19 protein-coding genes are annotated in these 20,603 nt (G+C 61.0%); 10 read left to right on the forward strand and 9 right to left on the reverse strand.

Going from position 1 to position 20,603, the window contains the following annotated elements:
* Window positions 1-352: 352 nt before the first annotated feature.
* The 3 genes from NMA52_RS03615 to NMA52_RS03625 are packed head-to-tail and all read right to left on the reverse strand — an operon-like array spanning window position 353 to window position 4,269.
* The gene (locus NMA52_RS03615) at window positions 353-1,063 is read right to left on the reverse strand and encodes a PolC-type DNA polymerase III (RefSeq protein WP_254826277.1); all 711 of its coding nucleotides are present in this window, start codon (window positions 1,061-1,063) and stop codon (window positions 353-355) included.
* On the reverse strand, window positions 1,063-3,003 hold the full coding sequence (locus tag NMA52_RS03620) for a DUF294 nucleotidyltransferase-like domain-containing protein (protein ID WP_254826278.1): 1,941 nt from the start codon (window positions 3,001-3,003) through the stop codon (window positions 1,063-1,065). Before NMA52_RS03620 ends, NMA52_RS03615 begins: the two co-directional genes overlap by 1 nt.
* Window positions 3,004-3,033: 30 nt before the next feature.
* Window positions 3,034-4,269: an ABC transporter permease gene (locus NMA52_RS03625; RefSeq protein WP_254826279.1), complete on the reverse strand. Its 1,236-nt coding sequence runs from the start codon at window positions 4,267-4,269 to the stop codon at window positions 3,034-3,036.
* Window positions 4,270-4,424: 155 nt separating this feature from the next.
* Here NMA52_RS03625 and lipA point away from each other — a divergent pair, with 155 nt between their 5' ends.
* Window positions 4,425-5,297, forward strand: a complete 873-nt coding sequence (gene lipA / locus NMA52_RS03630; protein ID WP_254826280.1) for a lipoyl synthase — start codon at window positions 4,425-4,427, stop codon at window positions 5,295-5,297.
* A 29-nt stretch (window positions 5,298-5,326) separates the two neighbouring features.
* On the forward strand, window positions 5,327-6,667 hold the full coding sequence (locus NMA52_RS03635) for an HTTM domain-containing protein (protein WP_254826281.1): 1,341 nt from the start codon (window positions 5,327-5,329) through the stop codon (window positions 6,665-6,667).
* On the opposite strand, the gene cysM is transcribed toward NMA52_RS03635, so the two are convergent.
* From cysM to NMA52_RS03650, 3 genes are read right to left on the reverse strand one after another with little or no spacing between them, the layout of a single operon-like run.
* Complete coding sequence (gene cysM / locus NMA52_RS03640) at window positions 6,657-7,529, reverse strand: cysteine synthase CysM (protein WP_254826282.1); 873 nt, start codon at window positions 7,527-7,529, stop codon at window positions 6,657-6,659. The two genes, NMA52_RS03635 and cysM, sit on opposite strands and share 11 nt — an antisense overlap.
* A complete protein-coding gene (locus tag NMA52_RS03645; protein ID WP_254826283.1) occupies window positions 7,526-8,647 on the reverse strand; it encodes a helix-hairpin-helix domain-containing protein in 1,122 nt (373 codons plus the stop codon). The genes cysM and NMA52_RS03645 overlap by 4 nt, the downstream gene beginning before the upstream one ends.
* Before the next feature lie 33 nt (window positions 8,648-8,680).
* Window positions 8,681-9,184 carry a DUF1761 domain-containing protein gene (locus NMA52_RS03650; protein ID WP_254826284.1) on the reverse strand — a complete coding sequence of 168 codons (504 nt, stop codon included), beginning with the start codon at window positions 9,182-9,184 and terminating at the stop codon, window positions 8,681-8,683.
* Between the two features lie 107 nt (window positions 9,185-9,291).
* On the opposite strand from NMA52_RS03650, the gene recN reads away from it, so the two are divergent.
* Complete coding sequence (gene recN / locus NMA52_RS03655) at window positions 9,292-10,956, forward strand: DNA repair protein RecN (protein WP_254826285.1); 1,665 nt, start codon at window positions 9,292-9,294, stop codon at window positions 10,954-10,956.
* Window positions 10,957-10,960: 4 nt separating this feature from the next.
* Here recN and NMA52_RS03660 read toward each other — a convergent pair whose 3' ends face one another.
* Both NMA52_RS03660 and NMA52_RS03665 read right to left on the reverse strand, forming a co-directional pair.
* Window positions 10,961-11,809 (reverse strand): methyltransferase domain-containing protein, encoded by an 849-nt coding sequence (locus NMA52_RS03660; protein ID WP_254826286.1) that lies wholly within the window; start codon window positions 11,807-11,809, stop codon window positions 10,961-10,963.
* Between the two features lie 2 nt (window positions 11,810-11,811).
* A complete protein-coding gene (locus tag NMA52_RS03665; protein WP_254826287.1) occupies window positions 11,812-12,738 on the reverse strand; it encodes a methyltransferase domain-containing protein in 927 nt (308 codons plus the stop codon).
* A 154-nt stretch (window positions 12,739-12,892) separates the two neighbouring features.
* On the opposite strand from NMA52_RS03665, the gene ppk1 reads away from it, so the two are divergent.
* The 7 genes from ppk1 to NMA52_RS03700 are packed head-to-tail and all read left to right on the forward strand — an operon-like array spanning window position 12,893 to window position 19,614.
* On the forward strand, window positions 12,893-14,971 hold the full coding sequence (gene ppk1 / locus NMA52_RS03670; protein WP_254826288.1) for a polyphosphate kinase 1: 2,079 nt from the start codon (window positions 12,893-12,895) through the stop codon (window positions 14,969-14,971).
* 5 nt (window positions 14,972-14,976) lie between these two features.
* Window positions 14,977-15,561, forward strand: coding sequence for an ACP phosphodiesterase (locus tag NMA52_RS03675; protein WP_254826289.1), 585 nt, complete (start codon window positions 14,977-14,979; stop codon window positions 15,559-15,561).
* Complete coding sequence (locus NMA52_RS03680) at window positions 15,539-16,000, forward strand: type I restriction enzyme HsdR N-terminal domain-containing protein (RefSeq protein ID WP_254826290.1); 462 nt, start codon at window positions 15,539-15,541, stop codon at window positions 15,998-16,000. The genes NMA52_RS03675 and NMA52_RS03680 overlap by 23 nt, the downstream gene beginning before the upstream one ends.
* A gap of 10 nt (window positions 16,001-16,010) precedes the next feature.
* Entirely contained in the window at window positions 16,011-17,543 is a 1,533-nt protein-coding gene (locus NMA52_RS03685) for an ATP-binding cassette domain-containing protein (protein WP_254826291.1), read from the forward strand.
* A 5-nt stretch (window positions 17,544-17,548) separates the two neighbouring features.
* Entirely contained in the window at window positions 17,549-18,148 is a 600-nt protein-coding gene (locus tag NMA52_RS03690) for a hypothetical protein (RefSeq protein ID WP_254826292.1), read from the forward strand.
* A 57-nt stretch (window positions 18,149-18,205) separates the two neighbouring features.
* Complete coding sequence (locus tag NMA52_RS03695; RefSeq protein ID WP_254826293.1) at window positions 18,206-19,381, forward strand: NAD(P)/FAD-dependent oxidoreductase; 1,176 nt, start codon at window positions 18,206-18,208, stop codon at window positions 19,379-19,381.
* Window positions 19,378-19,614 carry a 4Fe-4S binding protein gene (locus NMA52_RS03700; protein WP_254826294.1) on the forward strand — a complete coding sequence of 79 codons (237 nt, stop codon included), beginning with the start codon at window positions 19,378-19,380 and terminating at the stop codon, window positions 19,612-19,614. The genes NMA52_RS03695 and NMA52_RS03700 overlap by 4 nt, the downstream gene beginning before the upstream one ends.
* On the opposite strand, the gene NMA52_RS03705 is transcribed toward NMA52_RS03700, so the two are convergent.
* The gene (locus NMA52_RS03705) at window positions 19,559-20,602 is read right to left on the reverse strand and encodes a low specificity L-threonine aldolase (RefSeq protein ID WP_254826295.1); all 1,044 of its coding nucleotides are present in this window, start codon (window positions 20,600-20,602) and stop codon (window positions 19,559-19,561) included. The two genes, NMA52_RS03700 and NMA52_RS03705, sit on opposite strands and share 56 nt — an antisense overlap.
* Between the last annotated feature and the right edge of the window lies 1 nt (window position 20,603).

Consider the following 20,603-nt stretch of genomic DNA (forward strand, 5'->3'; position numbering starts at 1 on the left):
ACGAACCGCATCCATACTACGCTAAAGGGCCTAACGGTCCGGCAGGCCTACGCGTTAAAAACGAAACACCTCAACTAATCAGGCTTTCAGCGAAGCTGCTGTCTAATATTTTGAGCACCTTCAGGAAACGATATGATTTCGGTATTCTATTGGTCTAGGCGTAGAAGTGAGGATGCGCAAATGCCTGTAATATAGCACCATGTGTCATCTACACGCTGCAATGCTAGCAATGTCAAACGTATAACCCAACTAACCTACTGATTAACTAAAACCCTAACCGCCTAACCAACTAACCTACTAATTGACTAACCTACTATTCTACCAACCTACTAACCTACTAACAGCCCAAACCCTACTCCAAGTCTTCCAGCCGAAGTTCCCGGCCCAGTTTGACCGTAAGGCGGGTGAGTAACTTAAGCCAGAGGACGGCGGTAATGTAGCAGTCGCCGAGGGCGGTGTGCCGATCGGAGAGGGGGATGCGGTAGCGACGGGCGAGTGCATCGAGGGAATAGTCGTTCTCGGGGGTCCAGTAGCCGGAGGGGCGGAGCCGTTTGGCGAGTATGCCGGTGTCGATCACGCGGTTTACGAGTGGAGCCGCTCCGTTGCGTAGTAGGCTGCGGTTGATCATTTCGATGTCGAAACCGATGTGGTGGCCCACGATGATGGAGTCTCCCAGGTATTCGAGGAGGTCAGCCAGTAATTTGGGTTCTTCTACGTAAGAGTAACGGTGGGAGTTGGGGATGATGCCGTGGATCGAGACGGCGGGTTTAGCGTCGCAGCCGGGTGGGGTAGGGAGGTAGGCCTCAAACTTCTCCCCCAGGCTGATACTGTTGCCGTGAACGCGGAGGGCCCCCAGGCAGAGAATCCGGTCTACACGCACGTCCAGGCCGGTGGTTTCGGCATCCAGGACTACGATGGACAGACTGCTGACGGCGCTGAGCGGAGCGGGCGGATTCGCCGTTCGCTGGCGGTAGTGGCAGTACCAGTCGGGCCACTGAGCAGCACTTCCGTCGCTGCCGGATAGTTTGTTGCGGAGCTTGCTGAACCATTCCTTTCCTTCCATTACCGCAGGAAATTTAGTTGGAAGCGAATTTCCAGCAACTGCTGGATTTCCTTGACCGGATTGAAGCTGTTGCGTAGCAGCAGGCGCTGTACTTGCGATAGTTCCTCCGGTTTGATGAAGCGGCCACTATCTCCCCGCTTCAGTCCGATGTCGGCCCGAAGCCGGATCAGCACTTCGTAGGCTTCGGCGGCTTCCCGGTAGAGATCAGCATTCTGGGGCTCGATCTCGGCCAGCGCTTCGTAGCGGCGGAAGGTATTGTTTACATTGCCCTTGCGGGCCTGCAGGATGAGGACGCGGGCGGCGTCGGTGAGTGGGCGCATGGCGCGGGCTTTAAGGTCGAACTGGTCCTTGTGTTCTCCCGACCGTTCGACAACGAAGTTGCGGAAAAATGTCAGTGGACTGGGATTCTGGAGGGCAGCCTGGGCCAGGGAGGCCTGGAAACGGGTAGACTGGCTGGCCATCTCGTCAAATATGTGAGTGGTCAATTTGTCGGGTAAGCTTCCGTCGCCCCACACCCCCCGGTAATCGAAGAAGATGGAGGTGTTCAGCATGTTCTCCGCCGTATTCTCGTGCATCCAGTGGCTGAACTGCTCCTTCCACTTACTTACGCTGAGGCACCACTTCGGGTTACTGGCCATCATGTCGCCGTCGCAGTACTGATAGCCCGCGTCGTTGAGGAATTCGGTGACGAAATCCGCCAGTTTGAGAAAATAGGCCTTTACCGTGTTATACTTTGCCTCCGGGACGTCCTCGAAAATGAGTGCGTTATCCTGGTCGGTACGCAGCAGTTGTTCGCCGCGCCCCTGACTGCCGAGGGCGAGCCAGTCGAAGAGCGCGGGTGGGTTCCCGTGTCCGTCGGCCTGCATCCTCGCCAGCGCCAGTTTCATGCACTTGCGGATGATCTCGTCGTTAATTTGGGTCATCACCGCGGTGATGTGGGAGATTGCGACCTGCTTTTCGAGGTAGCCCGCCAGGATACGTTCGGCGCGGTCGCGGAGTTCCCGGAGGTAGCGGGACGACCGGGCCCGGCTTATTTCCTGGATGAGTACCGCCGGACTGTTCCCTTGCGCCAGCAGCAGGTCGTGCTCGCTGACCACCCCGGTGACGGGTGACTTATCGGTGCCGTCCTCCGTCAAAACAAGATGATGGTAGCCCGACCGCAGCATGCGAATCTGAATATCGGCTATGGACGCGCCGGCGGCGATGCACAGGACCGGCTTCGACATGATCGTCGATACAGCGGCCTGTCGGCTTACGACGGCCGTAGCTACGCTCCGCCGTAAATCGCGATCCGTGACGATACCTACTGGGCGGCGTTCCGTATCTACGATGACGATCGATCCCACGCCGTGCTCCGTCATGGTGCGAGCCGCATTAATAATGCTTTCGTCGGGGCCACAGACGACGGGCTCTCGCGATTGTTGCACCGACTGTAGCGATTGGAGGTCGGGACTACTGGCAGAGTGCCGCCGATCGACCCTAGCGGGGGAGGTGGATGCACGGTATTCGACCGCGTAGCGACTGCTGCCGGCCATACTCGTCATGAGGTACTCCAGTACCCGGGGGTAATTGGTGATAAGATCCCGGAAACCCTCGCTGTTAACCGCGTAGAGCAGGCTCTCCTCGGCGGCGCGGGCGAGAAACACGTAGTTATCCTCGGCCAGTAGGGGCCGTATACCAAAGATCTCGCCCTCCCCGCAGCGTTCGATGAGCAGTTCATTGCCGTCCTGATCCTCGCTGTAGAGTTCGATGGTACCTTCCTTGACGACGAAGAAGCGGTCGCGGGGCGGCTCCCCCGGTCGGAAGACGACGGTACCCGGAGGTTGGTAGCGGACCTCCACCCGCGCCGCTACCCGGAGCAGGGCCTCCTGGTCGAGGTAGCTGAAGGGCTCGATCTCCTTCAGGAAATCGAAAACACGGTAGGTGACCTGGTTCGGCATGGCGGTCAATATAACACGATCCCACCCGGATTATTCATACCGCAACGACTCGATCGGATCGAGGGCGGCCGCCCGCATGGCGGGGTACAGACCGGACAGTAAACCGACCACGGTACACACCACCAGGGCCAGGGCGATCCACAACCACGGCACCAGGAACTCTCCCCCCGTAAACAACACGACCGCGTTGCCGGCCGCTACGCCCAGGGCGATCCCGAGTAGTCCACCGATCTGACAAATGACCACCGCCTCGATGAGAAATTGCAACAGCACGTTGCGCCGGGTAGCTCCGAGCGCTTTACGCACGCCGATCTCGCGGGTTCGTTCGGTGACGGATACCAGCATGATGTTCATCAGTCCGATAGCGGCTCCCAGCAGCGTCATCATACCGATGCTGACGGCAGCCAGCCGGAGGGTTACGGTGTTTTCCTTGATGATGCTGACTAGGTCGGAGCTGTTCTCGACCTCAAAGTCGTTCTCCTGTCCGGCCCGCAGACCCCGTACCCGCCGCATGGTGAGGGTGGCTTCGGCCATGGCGGCGTCGATGCCGTTGGGGTCCCGGACGGCGATGAGAATGTCGTAGTTCGTCCGATTCGAGCCGTAAAATCGCTTGGCGGACTGCAGTGGGACCAGCACGCGCTTATCGTTGCTGGTCATGCTGGCGCCCTTACTCTTCAGCGTGCCGACGATGGTGTAGCGGATACCCCCGGCCGTTATTTCCTTACCGAGGGCGAACTGGGGCTTCCCATTGAATAATTCATCGACGAGGTCGTAGCCCAGGATGGCGATGTTCCCCCCTTCGCGGACCTCGCGGTTGGTGAAGTTGCGACCGGCATCGATCTCGAAACCCTTACTGTTGAGGTAATTCGTCGTCATGCCGTAGAGGGAAACGTTGGGGTTCGTTTCCCGGTCCTCGTACGATACCGCCGTGGCGCCCCGGGCGAAAAAGCTGATGCTGACGTCGGCGGGATATTCGTAGGCGTCGGCGAACGTCATCGCCTGGTCGTAGGTGAACGGCTCTGATCGTTTGCCCCGGTCGCGCCCGCCGGATGAGCGGACCGTTTCCCGGGTCCGGTTAATTTCGAAAGTGTTGGCCCCGAGACTGGATAGGTTGGAGGACAGGGAGTAGATGGCCGCGTCAATGGCGGTGAGGATGCCCACCAGGGCCATTATGCCCACGGCAATGATCAGGGTGGTGAGTAGTGCCCGCAGCCAGTTGGCGTTAACGCTGCGCAGCGCCACCCGGATGTTTTCCATCGTATCCATAGTGGCCAAATGTAGGGGAAGGCCGGGGAAGGGCAGGCCTTTTTCGACGAACGGACGCGGCGGCAGGTCATTCAACCAAAGGTGGGTACTTTTGTAGTTGTACGTACGCGTACCCCGCTTAATTCCGCCCTCAACCCCGTATTCCCGCTCCCGCCATGATTGACCTCCCCGTTGCCCCCACCCGTGCCGAACGCCAGCGTAAGCCCGACTGGCTGCGGGTAAAATTACCGATCGGACCCGACTACAAGCGAGTCCGTAAACTGGTCGACGAATACCAGTTGCACACCATCTGTCAGAGCGGAAACTGCCCTAACATGGGCGAATGCTGGGGCGCCGGCACCGCTACCTTCATGATTTTGGGCAACGTCTGTACCCGCTCGTGCAGCTTCTGCGCGGTCAAGACCGGCCGGCCGACGGAATACGACGAAGACGAGCCCCGCCGCGTCGCCGAGGCGATCGACCTCATGCAGGTCAAGCACGCCGTTCTTACTTCCGTCAATCGCGACGAACTCAAGGACCGCGGCGCCGAGATCTGGTACCAGACCGTCCGGCAGATCAAGGCCCGTACGCCCCAGACGACCATCGAAACCCTGATCCCCGACGTGCGCGGCAACTGGAATGCCCTCTACCGGATGATCGACGGCGGACAGGAAGTGGTAAGCCACAATATGGAGACCGTCGAGGAACTCTACCGTAAGGTGCGTCCCCAGGGACGCTACCACCGCAGTCTTGAGGAGCTTCGGCGCATCAAGGAGGCCGGAAAGCGGACGAAGACGGGCTTCATGGTCGGTCTCGGAGAAACGGAGGAACAGGTCGAGCGCATCCTCGACGACCTGGCCGCCGTGGGCGTCGACGTGGTCACCATCGGTCAGTACCTCCAACCTACGGCCATGCACCTCGCGGTCGATAGCTTCGTTACTCCCGACACCTTTGCCCACTACAAGGCCCTTGGCATGGAGAAGGGATTTGACTTCGTGGAGAGCGGCCCGCTCGTTCGGAGCAGCTACCACGCCGAACGGCATTTGTAAACTTGGTCGCGGGAGTTTCACGGCTTTCGGTGCGGGATGACGTTCCGATCTATACCCTCGTGTGGCTTCGGGTCGCCCTCGGCATCCTGGGGGCGGGAGATATTCTCGGCAACGGAATCTACTACCACTGGTACCTCGATGCCTATGGCGGGTTCACCTTTCGCTACTTCGGCTTCGAGTGGGTGCGGTCATTGCCGGAGCCGTGGATGAGCCTTTACTTCGTCGTAGGATTCCTGGCGGGTATCGCCGTTGCTCTGGGCTGGCGATTTCGCCTCACGGCGCCCCTGTTCGCCGCCTGCTTCACTTATCTGTTCCTGCTCGAGAAGGCGCATTATCTGAATCACGCTTACCTCTTCACCTGGCTGGCGTGGCTGCTCGTGTTTACGCCGGCGTGGCGGGAGTGGTCGCTGGACGTACGGCGCAGGCCCGAGGATTGGTCACCGGTAGCCCCCCGCTGGAGCGTGTACATCTTTCTGTTGCTGATGGGGTTGGTGTATTTCTTCGGGGGCATCAATAAGATCAACTACGACTGGCTGATCGAGGCCATGCCGCTTCATCTCTGGCTGCAACGGCGGGCGGATATGCCGCTGCTGGGTCCTCTGTTTGCCCTCAAACCGACCGCCTACGTTATGGCGTGGGGTGGGATGCTGCTTGACCTGCTGGCACCCTTCCTGCTGCTGCACCGACGGCTCCGATGGGTGGCCCTGGGCCTGCTCGTTTTCTTCCACGCCACGAACCACCTGATCTTCAACATCGGCATCTTTCCCTACCTGTCGCTCGTGCTCACCAGCATGTTCTTCGCGCCCGACTGGCCGCTGCGATTCGTAGGCTGGCTTTCCGAGCGATCACGGATCATCGCCCGCTGGCGGGAGGGGTGGCGCGCACGGATTGGGACGCGCGCCCCGGCGACCATTGGCTGGCACCCGCGCCCCGCCGCCCTTATTTTCTTAGTGGCCTTGCACGTCTTTCTACCGCTGCGCAGCTACCTCTTTGGGTCCGACGTGAACTGGTCGGAGGAGGGGCACCGGTACAGCTGGCGCATGATGCTGCGGACGAAACAGGGCCGTGGTTTCTTCCGGGTAGTGGACGTGGACACGCAACGGGAGGAGGCCGTGATTCCGGCCGATAGCCTGCGGGAGGAACAGTACCAGCGCATGGCCACCCACCCCGATATGATCCTTCAGTTCGCCCACCACATCCGCGATACGCGGGCCCGGCGGGGGCAGCAGGTCGCGGTGTACGGTAACTTTAAGGTGCGCTTGAACGGACGGGAGATGGGCGTCTTCATCGACCCGGATACCGACTTGGCCACTACGGAGTGGCAATGGCTGTCGGCTAAGCCGTGGGTACTGCCGGAGGTCAGAGAGTAGACAGGTAGCGGTCGCCGCGGTCGCAGATGATGCAGACGATGAGGGCTTCGTCGAGGGTCGCGGCGAGTCGCAGCGCGGCGGCGGTGGCTCCCCCCGAACTGGTGCCGGCGAACAGACCGCACTCCCGGGCCAGGCGGTGCATGGTAGCGGTGGCCTCGTCCTCGCTCACGTCGAGCTTGATGTCTACCTGGGCCGGGTCGTAGATGGCGGGCAGGAACTCCGGACTCCAGCGGCGAATGCCGGGAATGCTGCTGCCGTCGGTGGGTTGCACGCCGACGATCCGCACGGTGGGCGACTGTTCGTGGAGGTAGCGACCGGTGCCCGTGATGGTGCCGGTGGTGCCCATACTGCTGACGAAGTGGGTGATTTGGCCCCGGGTGTCCCGCCAGATTTCCGGGCCGGTGGTGCGGTAGTGGGCACGCCAGTTATCGTCGTTGGAAAACTGATTGAGCTGCACGTAGTCGCCGCTGTCCTCCATTTCCTGGGCCAGTTCGCGGCTGTACTCGATGGTGCGGTCGGCGGGAGTGAGGATCACTTCGGCACCGTAGGCACGCATTGATTTGACCCGTTCCTCGGTGCTGTTCTCCGGCATGATGAGGGTCACCGGGATACCATAACGGGCGGCGATCATGGCGATGGCAATGCCGGTGTTGCCGCTGGTGGCTTCTACAATGCGTTTGCCTCCGGCGAGCTCACCGCGCTCGCGTGCACCCCGGATCATACTCAGAGCGGCGCGATCCTTGACGGAACCGCCGGGATTCTGGCCCTCCAGCTTACCGAGCAGTTGAATTTTGGGATTATCCTGGAGGTCGGAAAGGTCTACCAGCGGCGTATTGCCGATGAGGTCGAAAAGCTGGGTCATCGATCGAAGTTGAGGTAGGGCAACAATGCATCGAGGGTTTCGGTGGAGAGCGCCCGCACATTTTTTAGGTCCTCCGCCGAGTCGAAGCTTCCGTGATTGTCGCGGTAGCGGACGATGATCTCGGCGGTCCGTTTGCGCAGCAGCGGGTGGCGGGCGAGTGCGTCGGCTTCCAGTCGGTTGATCGCCAGCGGGCGGGTGATCGGGCTGGCGCGCAGGAACGGATGAATCGCGGTGAACACGGAGTCGGGGAGTCCGTAGGTTTCCCCAACCTGTTCGGGCCGCGCAAATCCACCCAGTGCCTCGCGGAACTCTACGATTTGCCGGGCACGGAAGGGACCGATGCCGGGAAGCTGAGCCCATTCTTCCGCCGTAGCGGTGTTGATGTCAACCGCGACGGGGGTGGATACGGGCGGGGAAGCGGATGCAGCGGAATTTGGTAAGGCAATATCAATCAGGGGCAGCAGCTCACTTACCCGCTGACTGTCCAGTGCCCGGACCCGCAATAGATCCTCCGGTTGGCGAAAGGTGAGGGGGCGGTAGCCGCGGTACTTCAGCAGGGCTTCGGTTTCGCGGACGGTAAAACCGAGCAGGCGCAAACTGTCGGCGGGCAACGTGTTGGGATCAAAGGTAAATCGCTGACGGTGGAGGGTGTCTCTTTGATCGGCAGTGTTATCAGAGATCTCCTTGTTTACTGATTTGGTAATCAGATGATTAATATCGGCTAGTGCAATTAGCTTCTTGGACTGTGCGGGTTGTAGGACGTACAGCTTTCCGATCTCCTCCGGGGCACGGAAGGGGTGTTTATCGCGGAAGCGGATGAAGGCGGCGGCTTGCCTGGCAGATAGACCGAGCCGTTCTAACTCGGAGGCCGTAACCCGGTTGGGATCGAAGCGGAAGGCTTCCTCCTTAGGCTCGGTACCTTCGTTTTTGGTGGGTAACCGTAAGCGTTGCGCGGCGGCGAAGAGCGCTTCGTCATCGGCCACGATGTGGGGGCCGGTAGTTTGCGACCACGTATGTCCGATCCAGTACAGACCGGCGATCAGGAAAAGCAGGAGGAGAAGGCCGAAGCGTTGGTGGCGGGTATAGGACCACGGGTTGGGGGCACCGGGCGAAGGCATGTTAACAAACGGGGTTTTAGGTAAGGCAAAAGACTAGCTGACCTCGAGAAACTGACACAATACCCCGCCCATGAGACCGAGGGTGATCGACCAGTACCCCACGTGAATCAGCACGTAGTTCCAGCGGCGGCGCTCGAAGAGCGCATTGATCCCTAGAATACTACCGACGAAGACGACGGCGATGAGCACCCCGTGAAAAAAGCCGTGGCCGAAGGTGCGGTGCAGACCGAGGATGCCGTGGCGGGCGTCGAGATCGTCCAGTGCCGCCATGGCTTCATTAGCGACGGATTCGTCCACGTGGGCCAGCAGGGACTCAATCCCCGCCTGGTGAATGACGAGCGTGGGCACCACGAGCGCGATGAGTACACTGAACAAGTAGGCCATTCCGAAGATTACCGCCATATTACCGCCCGCCAGCTTGTCGGCGTCGAGGCCGGTTGCCCGCATCCACAGGCCACCGACGACCCGTTCGTTGTAGTACACCGACCCGACGGCAAGGGGGATGAGTGCGACGAGGGGGTACAGCCACCAGTTCATACGTGCGTGCTTTGTTGTACGGTGAATGTAAGTAAAAACAATTAGTCCGGGTCATTTCGGTCGGCGCCGAATGGGTTGTAAATTTGGGCTTTTCCAACAAAACGTATATGATCAAGCGGCTGCACATCAGCAATTACGCCATTATCGAAGAGCTCACGCTAGACTTCGCGCAGGGGCTGAGCATCATCACCGGCGAGACCGGGGCGGGTAAATCGATCGTGCTGGGTGCGCTGAACCTCATTCTGGGCGGGCGGGCCGATACCAAGACCCTGTTCGACGAGAGCCAGAAATGCATCATCGAGGGGCGTTTTGACATTGCCGCCTACGAGTTGGAGTCCTTTTTTCAGGACAATGATCTCGACTACGATCCCGAGCTCATCATTCGCCGCGAGATCACCCCGTCGGGGAAGAGCCGGGCTTTCGTCAACGATACCCCCGCCAACCTCAAGGTGCTGCAACAACTCGGTGCTACCCTGATTGACCTTCACCAACAGTTCGATACCCTCTACATCAACAACAGTGAGTTCCAGCTCGAGCTGCTGGACGCCCTGGCCGGTCAGCGGGCGGCGGTCAAAACATACCGCAAGGATTACGCCCGCCTGCAGGAGACGCGTCGCCGGCTGCACCAACTGCGGGAGGAGCAGGCGCAGGCGCGCCGGGAGCAGGAGTTTCTGGAATTCCAGGTCAACGAACTGGAGGAGTCCGCCCTGCAGGCCAACGAACAGGAGGAACTGGAGGCCGAGCGCCACCGGCTGAGCAACGCCGACGAGATCAAGCAACTCACCTCCGGCGCTTTTCACTACCTTACTGAAGGGGACAGCTCCGTGAGCGACCGGCTCATGGCCATCTCCTTGCGCCTGACCCCCCTGGCCGCCGGCGACCCCCAGTTGCGGGCCATCAACGAACGCTTCGAAAGCATCCGCCTCGAGCTCGATGAGGTCGCCTCCGACCTCGAAGCCTTCGGGGAGGATACCGAGGTGAACCCTAACCGCCTGGAAGAAATAGAGGAACGCCTGAACCTTCTGTACCGCCTGCACGCGAAACACGCGGTCAAGGACAACCCGGAACTGATCGCCGTATACGAAGAGCTTTCCGGAAGACTGGGTCACTTCGCCGATCTGGGGGGTAATATCGGCAAGCTGGAAAAGGAGCAGGAGCGGCTCACGACGGATCTGGTGCGCCAGGGCACCGCACTACGCAAGGAGCGCCAGCGGGTGGCTCCCCAGTTCGCGACCAACGTCCGTAAGCAACTCGCCGACCTCAGTATGGCGAATGCCCGCCTGGAGGTGGATTTCCGACCCCTGGAACAACCCGGCCCCAATGGTCTGGATGAGGTGCGTTTTCTCTTCAGCGCCAATAAGGGGGGCAAACTGCAAAGCATTAAGGATGCCGCTTCCGGAGGGGAAATGTCGCGGCTGGCTCTCGTCACCAAGAGCCTGGTTGCCTCGGCGATGGAATTGCCTACGCTGATTTTCGACGAGATCGATGCCGGAGTCAGCGGAGACGTCGCACAAAAGATGGGCCGCATCCTGACCGATCTGAGTGCTCACCACCAGGTGGTAGTGATCACCCACTCACCCCAGGTAGCCAGCCGGGCACACCGGCACTATTTCGTCTATAAGACCGATAAGCAGGATGCCGACCGGACCATCACCCGCGTCCGGGAACTGGACCGGGAAGAACGGGTGCGTGCCATCGCGACCATGCTCAGCCAGAATCCGCCGAGCAACGCCGCGCTGAAGAACGCCCGGGAGCTGATCGAGGCGGGGTAGGGGATTACTTAGTCGCGGACAACACGCCGTACTGGATCGCCCCGGTGGCGAAACCGCGGCGCATGTACCGCATCGCCCACGCACCGCGAATCGTGCCCATGCCCGCCCGGACGAGTCCCGGCCAGTTGCGGGGATCGAGTCCGCTACGGATGACCGCGCCCCAAAACGGTTCGACGGCGACCGACCAGTCGTCGGTCCGAACGTGCTTCAGGCCCGCTCGCCCCGCCGCCGCCGATAACTCCGGAATACTGACCAGCGGGGGCAGGTGATAGAGTTCGCAGATCTTGTGCAGCGAGTACTGATCTCCGGGAGATAGGTAAGGGGGCTCGGGGCGGTGGCACCAGGTAGCCATGAGTAGCCGACCACCGGGGTTCAGCAGGCGGCGGAACAGGGCAAACAGTTCCTGTTTATCGGCCATGTGCTCCGCCGATTCCATGCTCCAGATCAGATCAAAGGTCCCGTCGACGGCGGGGTCCAGGGCGTACACATCCTTGGCCGTGAGTTGGATGCGATCGCCGAGACCGGCCTTGCGGCTATAACCGTTTCCCCGGTCGGCCTGGACGGGGCTTAGCGTTACGCCCAGGCCCTCCGCTTCCGGGTACCTCACCGCGATGTGCCGGCTACTGCCCCCCACGCCACACCCGGCGTCGAGAAAACGTCGCACGCCGGTTGCGGGGGCCAACCCCCACTCGAGGAGCGCTTCGATCATGTCTATCTGGGCGCGCCGGTGGTCGGTCCGCCGCGTGCCCTCCGGCCCGTAGTAGCCGTGGTGCATCTGCTCTCCCCACGTATTGAGCCAGAGGGGAGTCGATTGGTCGTAAAACTGTTGAATCCGTTCGTTTAGTGCGGGCATGCTCAGCGCTTGCGGGTTAGGGCCCGGACCACGAAAAAGGCGGTCAGGGCACCCAGTCCGATGAGCACCGCTTTCTGTTCCCGGTTGAGGGGTTCCACTTCCCCCTCCACGCCCCGGATGGGGGCGGTGACGTGCGCGAGCAGTGCCATGGGAATAAAGAGGAATCCGGCCGCCGATCCGACCAGCACGCGGCTGGTGAGGAGCAGGTTACGTCCCAGCCATCCGCCGCGGGGCTCGGCTTCGACTACCGCCGTAGCCGCCTTGCGTTCGGCGTAGCCGGGGGGCTTACCGGGAGCCGGTTTAGTGCCTACGATCGCGATGGCGTAGCGTTCGTTGTCCTGCCAGTGCGGCCGCACGTAGGTCCAGTCGACCTCGGTAAATCCGGCGGTCCGGAAGTAGGCGTGGTAATCGCTCTCCGGGGGGAACAACATCCAGGCGTTGGCGATGAAGCGACTGATGGGATTGGCGGGTTCGATGGGGCCGATCATGAGGGCCTGACCGCCCTCCTTAATGACGCGGTAGGCTTCGTCGATGCCCCGCTGGGGGTTAGGCCAGTATTCGATGGAGCCGGCCGATACGTAACGGTCGAAGGTGTCGTCGGCGAAGGGCAGGTTCTCGGCGTCGCCCAGACGGAAACGACAATCCTCGAGCTCCGGTTTGACCATGGCCCGTTCCATTTGCTGAGGACTTTGGTCGAGGCAGATGATGTTGCGGGCGGGCACTCTTTTGACGATGCCCTGGGTGGTAAAGCCGGTGCCCGACCCCACGTCAAGCACCTGCAGTTGCCGGCCCGCGGACCAGTCGACGATATCGAGCGACTTTTCGCGCATGCGGGCCGTCCAGAACAGGGGATTGACCAGCTTGTCGTAAAAATTTGAAAGGTAGCGGTAGAACCAGAAGGCCTCCCGCTTGTGTTGCATCAGTCTCATCGGAAAATTAGGTTGCTGGTGTAATACGCGGGCGGGCGGTTTGTTCGCAGCGGGGGGGCACGACGCGCGATTCCAAATTTCGTTGCACTTTACAACTCCGGCCCCGCACCCGCGTTCCCGCCTAACACCTACCTTGGGACACAATTCTCCTGCCTTGCCTACCGAACTGACCAAACGCGATTCCTCCTGGCTCGAATTTAACTTCCGGGTGCTTCAGGAAGCCTCCGATCCGCGCGTGCCCCTCTACGAGCGCATCCGGTTCCTGGCTATTTACAGCGCGAATCTCGATGAGTTTTACCGCGTGCGCGTTTCCTCCCTGCGTCAGTTCAAGAAGCTGCCGAAGAACGAGCGCCGGGAGCTGTTCGACTTCAAACCGAAACGGGAACTGCGCGATATTCGCCGGACGGTGTACCGGCAGCAGGAGGAGTTCGGCCGCATCTTCCGGGAAGAAATACTGCCCCAACTCCGGGAGGAAAACATCCACCTGATCCACTCCGATCAGATGAGCACCGAGCAGCGGGCCTTCGCGGCCGAGTACTTCGACCAGAACGTGAAACCCCATCTTGAACTTCACTGGCTGCCGCCCGAGGGGCAGGAGGACGCCGAGAGCGAACTGCCGTTCCTCGACGACGGCCAACTCTGTCTTGCCGTTTCCCTCAACGAGCCCGAAGCCGAAGAAACCGGAGAAGTGGCTCTGGTGCCCATTCCCGTAAAGCAAACCGGACGCTTCGTCGTACTTCCCAGTCCCGCGGATGATCCGGAAGGTTACTACGTGATCTTCATCGATAGCGTGATCCGGGCGAACCTCGGTCGCTGGATGGACCGCCGCGTGGATTTCGGCTACAGTTTCAAACTTAGCCGCGACGCGGAGCTCTACATCGACAATGAGTTCGACGGCGACCTGCTGCGCAAGATCGAACACAGCCTACAGACCCGGGATCTGGGCCTGCCCACCCGTTTTCTCTACGACGGGGACATGCCCAGCTGGATGCTTAAACGCTTAAAGACCGCCCTGCAACTGTCGAAGTACGACATGATCCCGGGGGCGCGCTACCACAATTTCAACGATTTCTTCACCTTCCCCCTGCCCCCCGGCCGGGACTATCTCGCCTACGAACCCCTGCCGCCGCTGCCGCACCCCCAACTGGAGGGAGCGGAAAGTCTCATGCAGGTCATACAGGCAACCGACGTCCTGCTCAGCTTTCCGTACCAGAAGTACGACTACATTCCGGACCTCATCCGGGAAGCGGCCGACCACCCCGAAGTGACCAAACTGCGCATCACCCTGTACCGGGTCGCGAAAAAATCGCAGGTGGTGCAGAACTTGCTGTACGCGCTGGAGAAAGGGAAAACGGTGGAAGCCTTCGTGGAAGCCAAGGCCCGCTTCGACGAAGCCAGCAATCTTTACTGGGGGAAGGAAATGAAGGAAGCGGGAGCCTACGTGCGGTACAGCTACCCGGCCGTGAAGGTGCACACCAAGTTACTGCACATCGAGCGGAAGACGGCGGAGGGGGACATCGTGCACTACAGCTACATTGGTACGGGCAACTTCAACGAGAAAACCGCCAAACTCTATACCGACCACGCGCTGCTTACCTGTCGGCCACGGCTGGGCAAGGACGTGGAGCGGGTTTTCGATCTGCTGCGCGGGAAACTGATCCTGCCCCGCTGCAAACACCTGCTCGTGGCGCCTTTCAACCTGGAATCGGAATTCCTGAACCTGATCGACCGGGAGATCGACATCGCCCGTTCCGGAGGGCACGCGTACGTGTTCCTGAAGATGAACAGTCTGGAGGAGCCCACCATGATCCAGAAATTGCGGCAGGCCGCCCGCGCCGGCGTGGAAGTTCGGTTGATTGTCCGCGGCATCTGCCGGCTGGTCCCCGACGAAGACGAAAATATTCAGATCATCAGCATCATCGACCGCTTTCTCGAGCACGCCCGTATCTTCATTTTCGGCAACGACGGCAACGAAAAGGTATACATGGGTTCCGCAGACTGGATGAACCGCAATCTGTACCGCCGGGTGGAGGTGGTCACGCCCATCTACGACCACCTGATCCGACTGGAACTGCGGCGCATCATGGACATTCAGTGGCGGGACAACCAGCGCGCACGCCATATTTGCCGGGATAAACTAAATCAGTACCGGGAAGCCGGCCCCGAAGACGGTCAGTTTCGGGCCCAGCTCGACATTTACAATTACTTCAAGTCTCAGCTGGTGGAGGTTTGAATTTTTTGGCCCATCTCACGCTTTCACATTTTTCGGCTGACCTGCAGGTAGGAAACTACCTCGGCGATCTGTTGCGGGGCCGGGAGGTCGACCGGCTGCCCGCGTCCGTGCGTCAGGGTGTGATGATGCACCGGGCTATCGATCGGTACACGGACGGCGATTCCGACGTGCGGGTGGTAAATCGCCTTTTGTACCTCCGCCACGGGCGCTACGCCGGGGTGATCTCCGATATTGCCTTCGATCACTATCTGTACCGCAATTGGGAACGGTTCGTATCCGTACCCTTCCCGGAGTTCACCCAGTCTACCTACGGGAATCTGTTGGCGGCAACGCCGATGATGCCCGAGCGATCACGGCGGTACGCGACCGGAATGGTGGAGGATGACTGGCTCAACCTGTACACCACGGCGCGGGGGATGCACCGGGTGTTCGAGCGCCTGCGTCCACGCCTGAGCCGCCCGGATTTGCTTAACGGAGTGGAGGAAAGCCTGCGGGAATACGACGACGCGATCAACCGGACCCTGTTGGTGTTGTTCCCCCGTTTACAATCCCTGGCCGATACCTACCGTGAGCACCCCCCGTCCCCTTGACCTCCGTCTGGAGCGCTTTTCCAACAAACTCTCCGTCCGGATCGACGGCAATCGCAAGCTGGTGTTTGACGACGTACGCAAGAAGTGGCTGGTGCTGCAGCCCGAGGAATTCGTCCGTCAGCTCCTGCTGCATTTCCTGATCGGCGACATGAAGTACAACCGTAACCGGATCACCGTAGAGCGGGGCGTACGCGTCAATGACGACCCCCGGCGAACGGATATTCTGGTGTTTGACCGGGACATGCGCCCCTTCCTGCTCGTGGAGTGCAAGGCGCCCCGGGTGCCGCTGTCCACCGATACCTTCCGCCAGGCCGCCCACTACAACGGTCCGCTGCGGGTGCCCTACCTGATGATTTCCAACGGGCGGGAATCGTACGTGGCGGCCATTGATTACGCGGCGGAGGATTACCGCTTCCTCCCATCGGTCCCGGAGTGGTAACTTGACCCCCGTGACGGAATTGCTCCACGTGACTGATCTGAGTATCGCTATCGGCGAGGGGGCACCCGTGGTGGATGGACTGTCGTTCAGCATCGCTCCCGGTGAGACCGTGGGACTCGTCGGTGCTTCCGGAGCCGGCAAAAGCCTGTCGGCAGCGGCACTTCTCGGGCTTCTGCCGGCGGGGGCGCGGGTGCGGGGCGGGCGGGCGATATTCCGGCGTAAATCGGGGGAAAGCGTCGACCTGCTCGCGCTGCGAGCCCGACAGTACACGGCCCTCCGGGGGCGGGAAATGGGACTCGTTTTTCAGGAAACCCAGGCGGCCCTCAACCCCGTCCTCAGCTGCGGTAGCCAAATGCGCGAGGCCGTACGCCGATTACGTCCCGACATGCCGGATCCCAAGTCCTACGTAAGCGAACTGCTCGAACGGGTGGAGTTGGCGCCACTGGGTGACCGCATCATGCGGGCGCTACCGAACGAACTCAGCGGAGGCGAACTACAACGGCTCCTCATCGGAATGGCCCTCATCGGGGAACCCCGGCTACTGATCGCCGACGAGCCGACCACCGCCCTCGATTCCATCACGGAGACCGAGATGGTCCGCCTGCTGGACCGCCTGCGCCGTGAGCTTGGCATGGGCATGCTGTTCATCACCCACGACGCACGTCTGCTAACACGAATCGCCGACCGGGTAGTTCCCATCGGTCCTCCCCCAACGACCACCGTGGAATCTATGGATAGACCGCTCGCCCGTTCCACCCCGGCCAGGGTGCTGGTGGACGTCCGCGAACTTACCGTTACCTATCCCGGACGGGAGCAACCCGCGGTGAGCCGTTGCTCTTTTCGGATCGCGGAGGGGGAGTGGCTGGCGCTCATCGGACCGAGTGGCTGCGGCAAGACTACGCTCGCGCACTGGATGGTAGGCTTACGTCCGGCCTTATCCGGCAGCCTGCAGGTCGAGGGCCTCGCGCAACCGGCCACGCTAACGGGGCGTACCATCCGAACAATGACCGGAGCGCAAATCATTTTTCAGGACGTCAATGGATCGCTCAACCCCGGGATGTCCGTGGGCGCTACGCTGCGGGAAGTAACGAAGTTGCACGGCTCGGGGGACGCTGCCGCCTTTCTCCGGCGGGTCAATCTTGCCCCGGAACGCTTCCTGGAGCGCTACCCTCACCAACTGAGCGGCGGGGAAAGGCAACGCGTGGTCATCGCCCGGGCGCTGGCCGCGAAACCGCGCATCCTGATCTGCGACGAGGCCGTCGCGAGTCTGGACCTGCCCCTGCGGGAAGAAATACAGGCGCTGCTGAAGCAGATCGGTCTGCGGGATCGGATCGGAATTCTCTTCATTACCCACGATTTGCACCAGGTGGTCCGCTTTGCCGATCGGGTGCTGTTAATGAATCAGGGACGCATTGTCGAGCAGGGCAGTGCGACCGATATTCTACGCGCTCCGGCTACCGACGTAGGCAAACGACTCGTGGCGGCCGCGCGGCTGGACGATGAAGACGGGGGTGAACCAAAGCTCGCGCGACCGGCGTTATAGCTTCCATGAAGCACTGGTCCGTACTCTTACTCCTGTGGCTGCCCGCGCTCGTGGGCGCCCAATCCTACGACGCCGCCCTGGGCATTCGCATCGGGACGGAGTGGGGGGCCACCGCCCAGCTACGCCTTCCGCAGATCCACAAAAACTTCGTGGTGGAATCCATCATTTCCTCCTCCATCGGAACGGACGAGGGTACGGTTACCCTGCTGGGCAAGCAGCACCAACCCCTACTGAGTCGCCGGCTTAATCTGTTCTACGGCGCGGGACTTCATGCGGGCTGGAACAACGAGATCGATACCGAAACGGGCGAGACCTTCAACGGGCCCAAGGGATTGACGGGCATCGTGGGACTGGAGGCCACGGTCGGCAAGGTCAACCTAAGTTACGACTTCAAGCCTGCCCTGAACGTGAGCGGGGGCTCCTCGGTGCTGAATACCCAGACCGCGGTGAGCGTGCGCTACGTGATCGGTAAGCGCAACAGCCTCTGGAATAAGGACAAGGAGCGGGAAATCAAGAAACGCCGGCGGGACAAACAACGGGAAAAACGCCGCGAAGAACGGGAACGTGCCGGCAAACGGTGGTTCCAGGTCTGGAAAAAGGGCTAAGCGCGGGGGTTGAACACTCCCCGCAAGTGGGGGTTTGGAGGTAGACAATTCCGCTAGATGCCCCCCACAGACTACGACCTTATTATCGTCGGTGCCGGACCCGCCGGTTCCACCACGGCCCGATTCGCCGCTTCCGCCGGATTGCGGGTACTGCTGATCGACAAACGGCAGGAGTTGGGCGCTCCTATTCAGTGTTCAGGGGCTATCAGCGGACACGGGCTCGCTGCCGCCGGTATTCCTCCGGATCCCGAATTCATTCACGAAGCCATTTACGGCTTCGCGATCTACAACGATCGCGGTGACCGGACCGTCCACGATTACCGTCAACTGAAGGGCGACGAATACGGACCCGGGCCCGGTAAAAAGCCGCTGGGCTACGTAGTGGACCGTCGACGCTTCGACCGTTACCTGATGACCCAGGCCGAACGCGCCGGTGTAGACGTATGGCTGAAGACGGAGGGGCTGGGGTACCGGCCCCGGCCGGACGGTAGCTGCACGGTGTCCCTGCTGCGGTACAATCAGCCGATTGAACTCACCACCCGCGTCGTAGTGGGCGCCGACGGACTGCAATCCCAGGTCGGCAAGTGGGCCGGACTGCAGACCCACATCAAGATCACCGAACTGGCGGGGTGCCTGCAGTTCATCGTAGACGGGGTGGAAACGGAGGGGCTGCTCGAGATCGTCACCGGCCACGAGTGGGCTCCCGGTGGCTATGCCTGGGTGTTTCCGAAGGGCCACGGCTACGCCGAGATCGGACTGGGCGTCATTGCCACGATGACGGATAAACCCGCACGCTGGCATCTGGACAAGTTTATCACCCAGAGCTTTTTCCGCGACCGCTTCGCCGGTAGTCGCATTTTGGAGGTACAGGGTGGGGGAGTACCGCTGGCCGCCCCCCTGCGTACCCAGTTCGCGGACAACATGATCCTCGTGGGCGATGCCGCCCGCCACGTCAACCCCATCACCGGGGGCGGATTACACACCGCGGTGGCGGGCGGTAAAATCGCGGCCGATTTTCTCGTCGGCCACCTGGGTGACGGACTACCCCTGCAGGGCGGCGCGCTGGAAGCCTACCAACGCGCCTGGCTTGGTGCCATGGGCGATAAGATGTGGAAGCTCTACGGGATCAAGACCGGTATCTTTCACAATATGGACATTGGCGAGCGCGATCGTCAGCTATACGCGACGATGTCAAGCTACTTCAGCCCCACTTCCGAATTCAAAAAGATATGAGCAAACAACAACCCGTCCTGTTCAGCATCGGCTGGAATGCCTGCATCAACTGTGGCGCGTGCGTAGCGATCTGCCCCCAGGAAGCCGGCTTCGTGAGCCCGTTCGATACCATTGCGGTCGATCGTCCCTGCGACATCGCCTGTTTGCTCTGCGAAAGCATTTGCCCGGTAGATACGATCACCCACGTACCGGTGGAACAGCCCGCGGTGAGCGTAGTGACAGTCGATCGATAACGTAGTCAATCTGTTCTTCCGTCACGCCCAGGTGGGTCGTGAAGCGAACGGTCCGCGGACCGAATGCGGTGGCCAGAATATCGTGTTCCCGTAAGCGCTCGAGAAATGTGGCGGCCGTTTCGTCGCGAAGGTCGAAAATACAGATGTTGGTTTCCGTGTCGGCGACGGAGGCGACGCCGGGCAGGTCGCGTAATGCCGCCGCCAGGCGGCGTGCCCGGGCGTTATCTTCCGCGAGTCGGTCTACGTGGTGGTCCAGCGCATAGAGGCCGGCCGCGGCCAGGTAACCCGCCTGTCGCATACCACCCCCGAGCACTTTCCGGTACCGGCGGGCTTCGTCGATCAGGGACTGCTTTCCGATCAGCAGGCTGCCGACCGGGGCCCCCAAACCTTTGCTCAGGCACAGCGACACGGTATCGAAGAGCGTACCCCACTGCCGGGGTGTTTCTCCGGTTTCTACCAGGGCGTTGAAGAGACGGGCTCCGTCGAGGTGGACCGCCAGTCCGTGGGCGCGGGCTTCCCGGACCAGCAGGGCGGCTTCGTCGATGGTGTAGATACTGCCGCCGCCCTTGTTGCAGGTGTTCTCGACGACGAGCAGACGCGTACGGGGGAGCCAGTCGTACTCCGGTTTTACGGCCGCATCGATCTGACCGGGAAGGATCTTGCCGCGTTCGCCGTGCACGAGGTTCATACTCACACTCGACAGCAGGCTGTAAACTCCACCTTCATACTGGTAGATGTGACTCTTCTCTTCGCAGATCACTTCGTCCAACGGGCGGGTGTGGCACTTGATGGCGAGCTGGTTCGTCATCGTTCCGGAGGGACAAAAGAGGGCGGCTTCCATGCCGAACATGTCCGCGACGGTCGCTTCCAGCTGGTTCACGGTCGGATCCTGGCGGAATACGTCGTCACCGACCGGGGCGGCGAACATGGCCTCCAGCATTGCGGGGGTCGGCTGGGTAGCGGTATCGGAAATGAGATTGACGAGCATG

This window comes from Lewinella sp. JB7 (genome assembly GCF_024297185.1).
GTDB lineage: Bacteria > Bacteroidota > Bacteroidia > Chitinophagales > Saprospiraceae > Neolewinella.

Excerpts from the sequence above, each read along its gene's own strand:
- NMA52_RS03620 (WP_254826278.1), bottom strand. The coding sequence starts at position 3,003 with ATGCCGAACCAGGTCACCTACCGTGTTTTCGATTTCCTGAAGGAGATC.
- NMA52_RS03650 (WP_254826284.1), bottom strand. The coding sequence starts at position 9,184 with ATGAACTGGTGGCTGTACCCCCTCGTCGCACTCATCCCCCTTGCCGTC.
- NMA52_RS03625 (WP_254826279.1), bottom strand. The coding sequence starts at position 4,269 with ATGGATACGATGGAAAACATCCGGGTGGCGCTGCGCAGCGTTAACGCC.
- NMA52_RS03690 (WP_254826292.1), top strand. The coding sequence starts at position 17,549 with ATGAAGCACTGGTCCGTACTCTTACTCCTGTGGCTGCCCGCGCTCGTG.
- NMA52_RS03700 (WP_254826294.1), top strand. The coding sequence starts at position 19,378 with ATGAGCAAACAACAACCCGTCCTGTTCAGCATCGGCTGGAATGCCTGC.
- NMA52_RS03645 (WP_254826283.1), bottom strand. The coding sequence starts at position 8,647 with ATGCCTTCGCCCGGTGCCCCCAACCCGTGGTCCTATACCCGCCACCAA.
- recN (WP_254826285.1), top strand. The coding sequence starts at position 9,292 with ATGATCAAGCGGCTGCACATCAGCAATTACGCCATTATCGAAGAGCTC.
- NMA52_RS03615 (WP_254826277.1), bottom strand. The coding sequence starts at position 1,063 with ATGGAAGGAAAGGAATGGTTCAGCAAGCTCCGCAACAAACTATCCGGC.
- NMA52_RS03665 (WP_254826287.1), bottom strand. The coding sequence starts at position 12,738 with ATGAGACTGATGCAACACAAGCGGGAGGCCTTCTGGTTCTACCGCTAC.
- NMA52_RS03695 (WP_254826293.1), top strand. The coding sequence starts at position 18,206 with ATGCCCCCCACAGACTACGACCTTATTATCGTCGGTGCCGGACCCGCC.
- cysM (WP_254826282.1), bottom strand. The coding sequence starts at position 7,529 with ATGACCCAGCTTTTCGACCTCATCGGCAATACGCCGCTGGTAGACCTT.
- lipA (WP_254826280.1), top strand. The coding sequence starts at position 4,425 with ATGATTGACCTCCCCGTTGCCCCCACCCGTGCCGAACGCCAGCGTAAG.
- NMA52_RS03705 (WP_254826295.1), bottom strand. The coding sequence starts at position 20,602 with ATGCTCGTCAATCTCATTTCCGATACCGCTACCCAGCCGACCCCCGCA.
- NMA52_RS03660 (WP_254826286.1), bottom strand. The coding sequence starts at position 11,809 with ATGCCCGCACTAAACGAACGGATTCAACAGTTTTACGACCAATCGACT.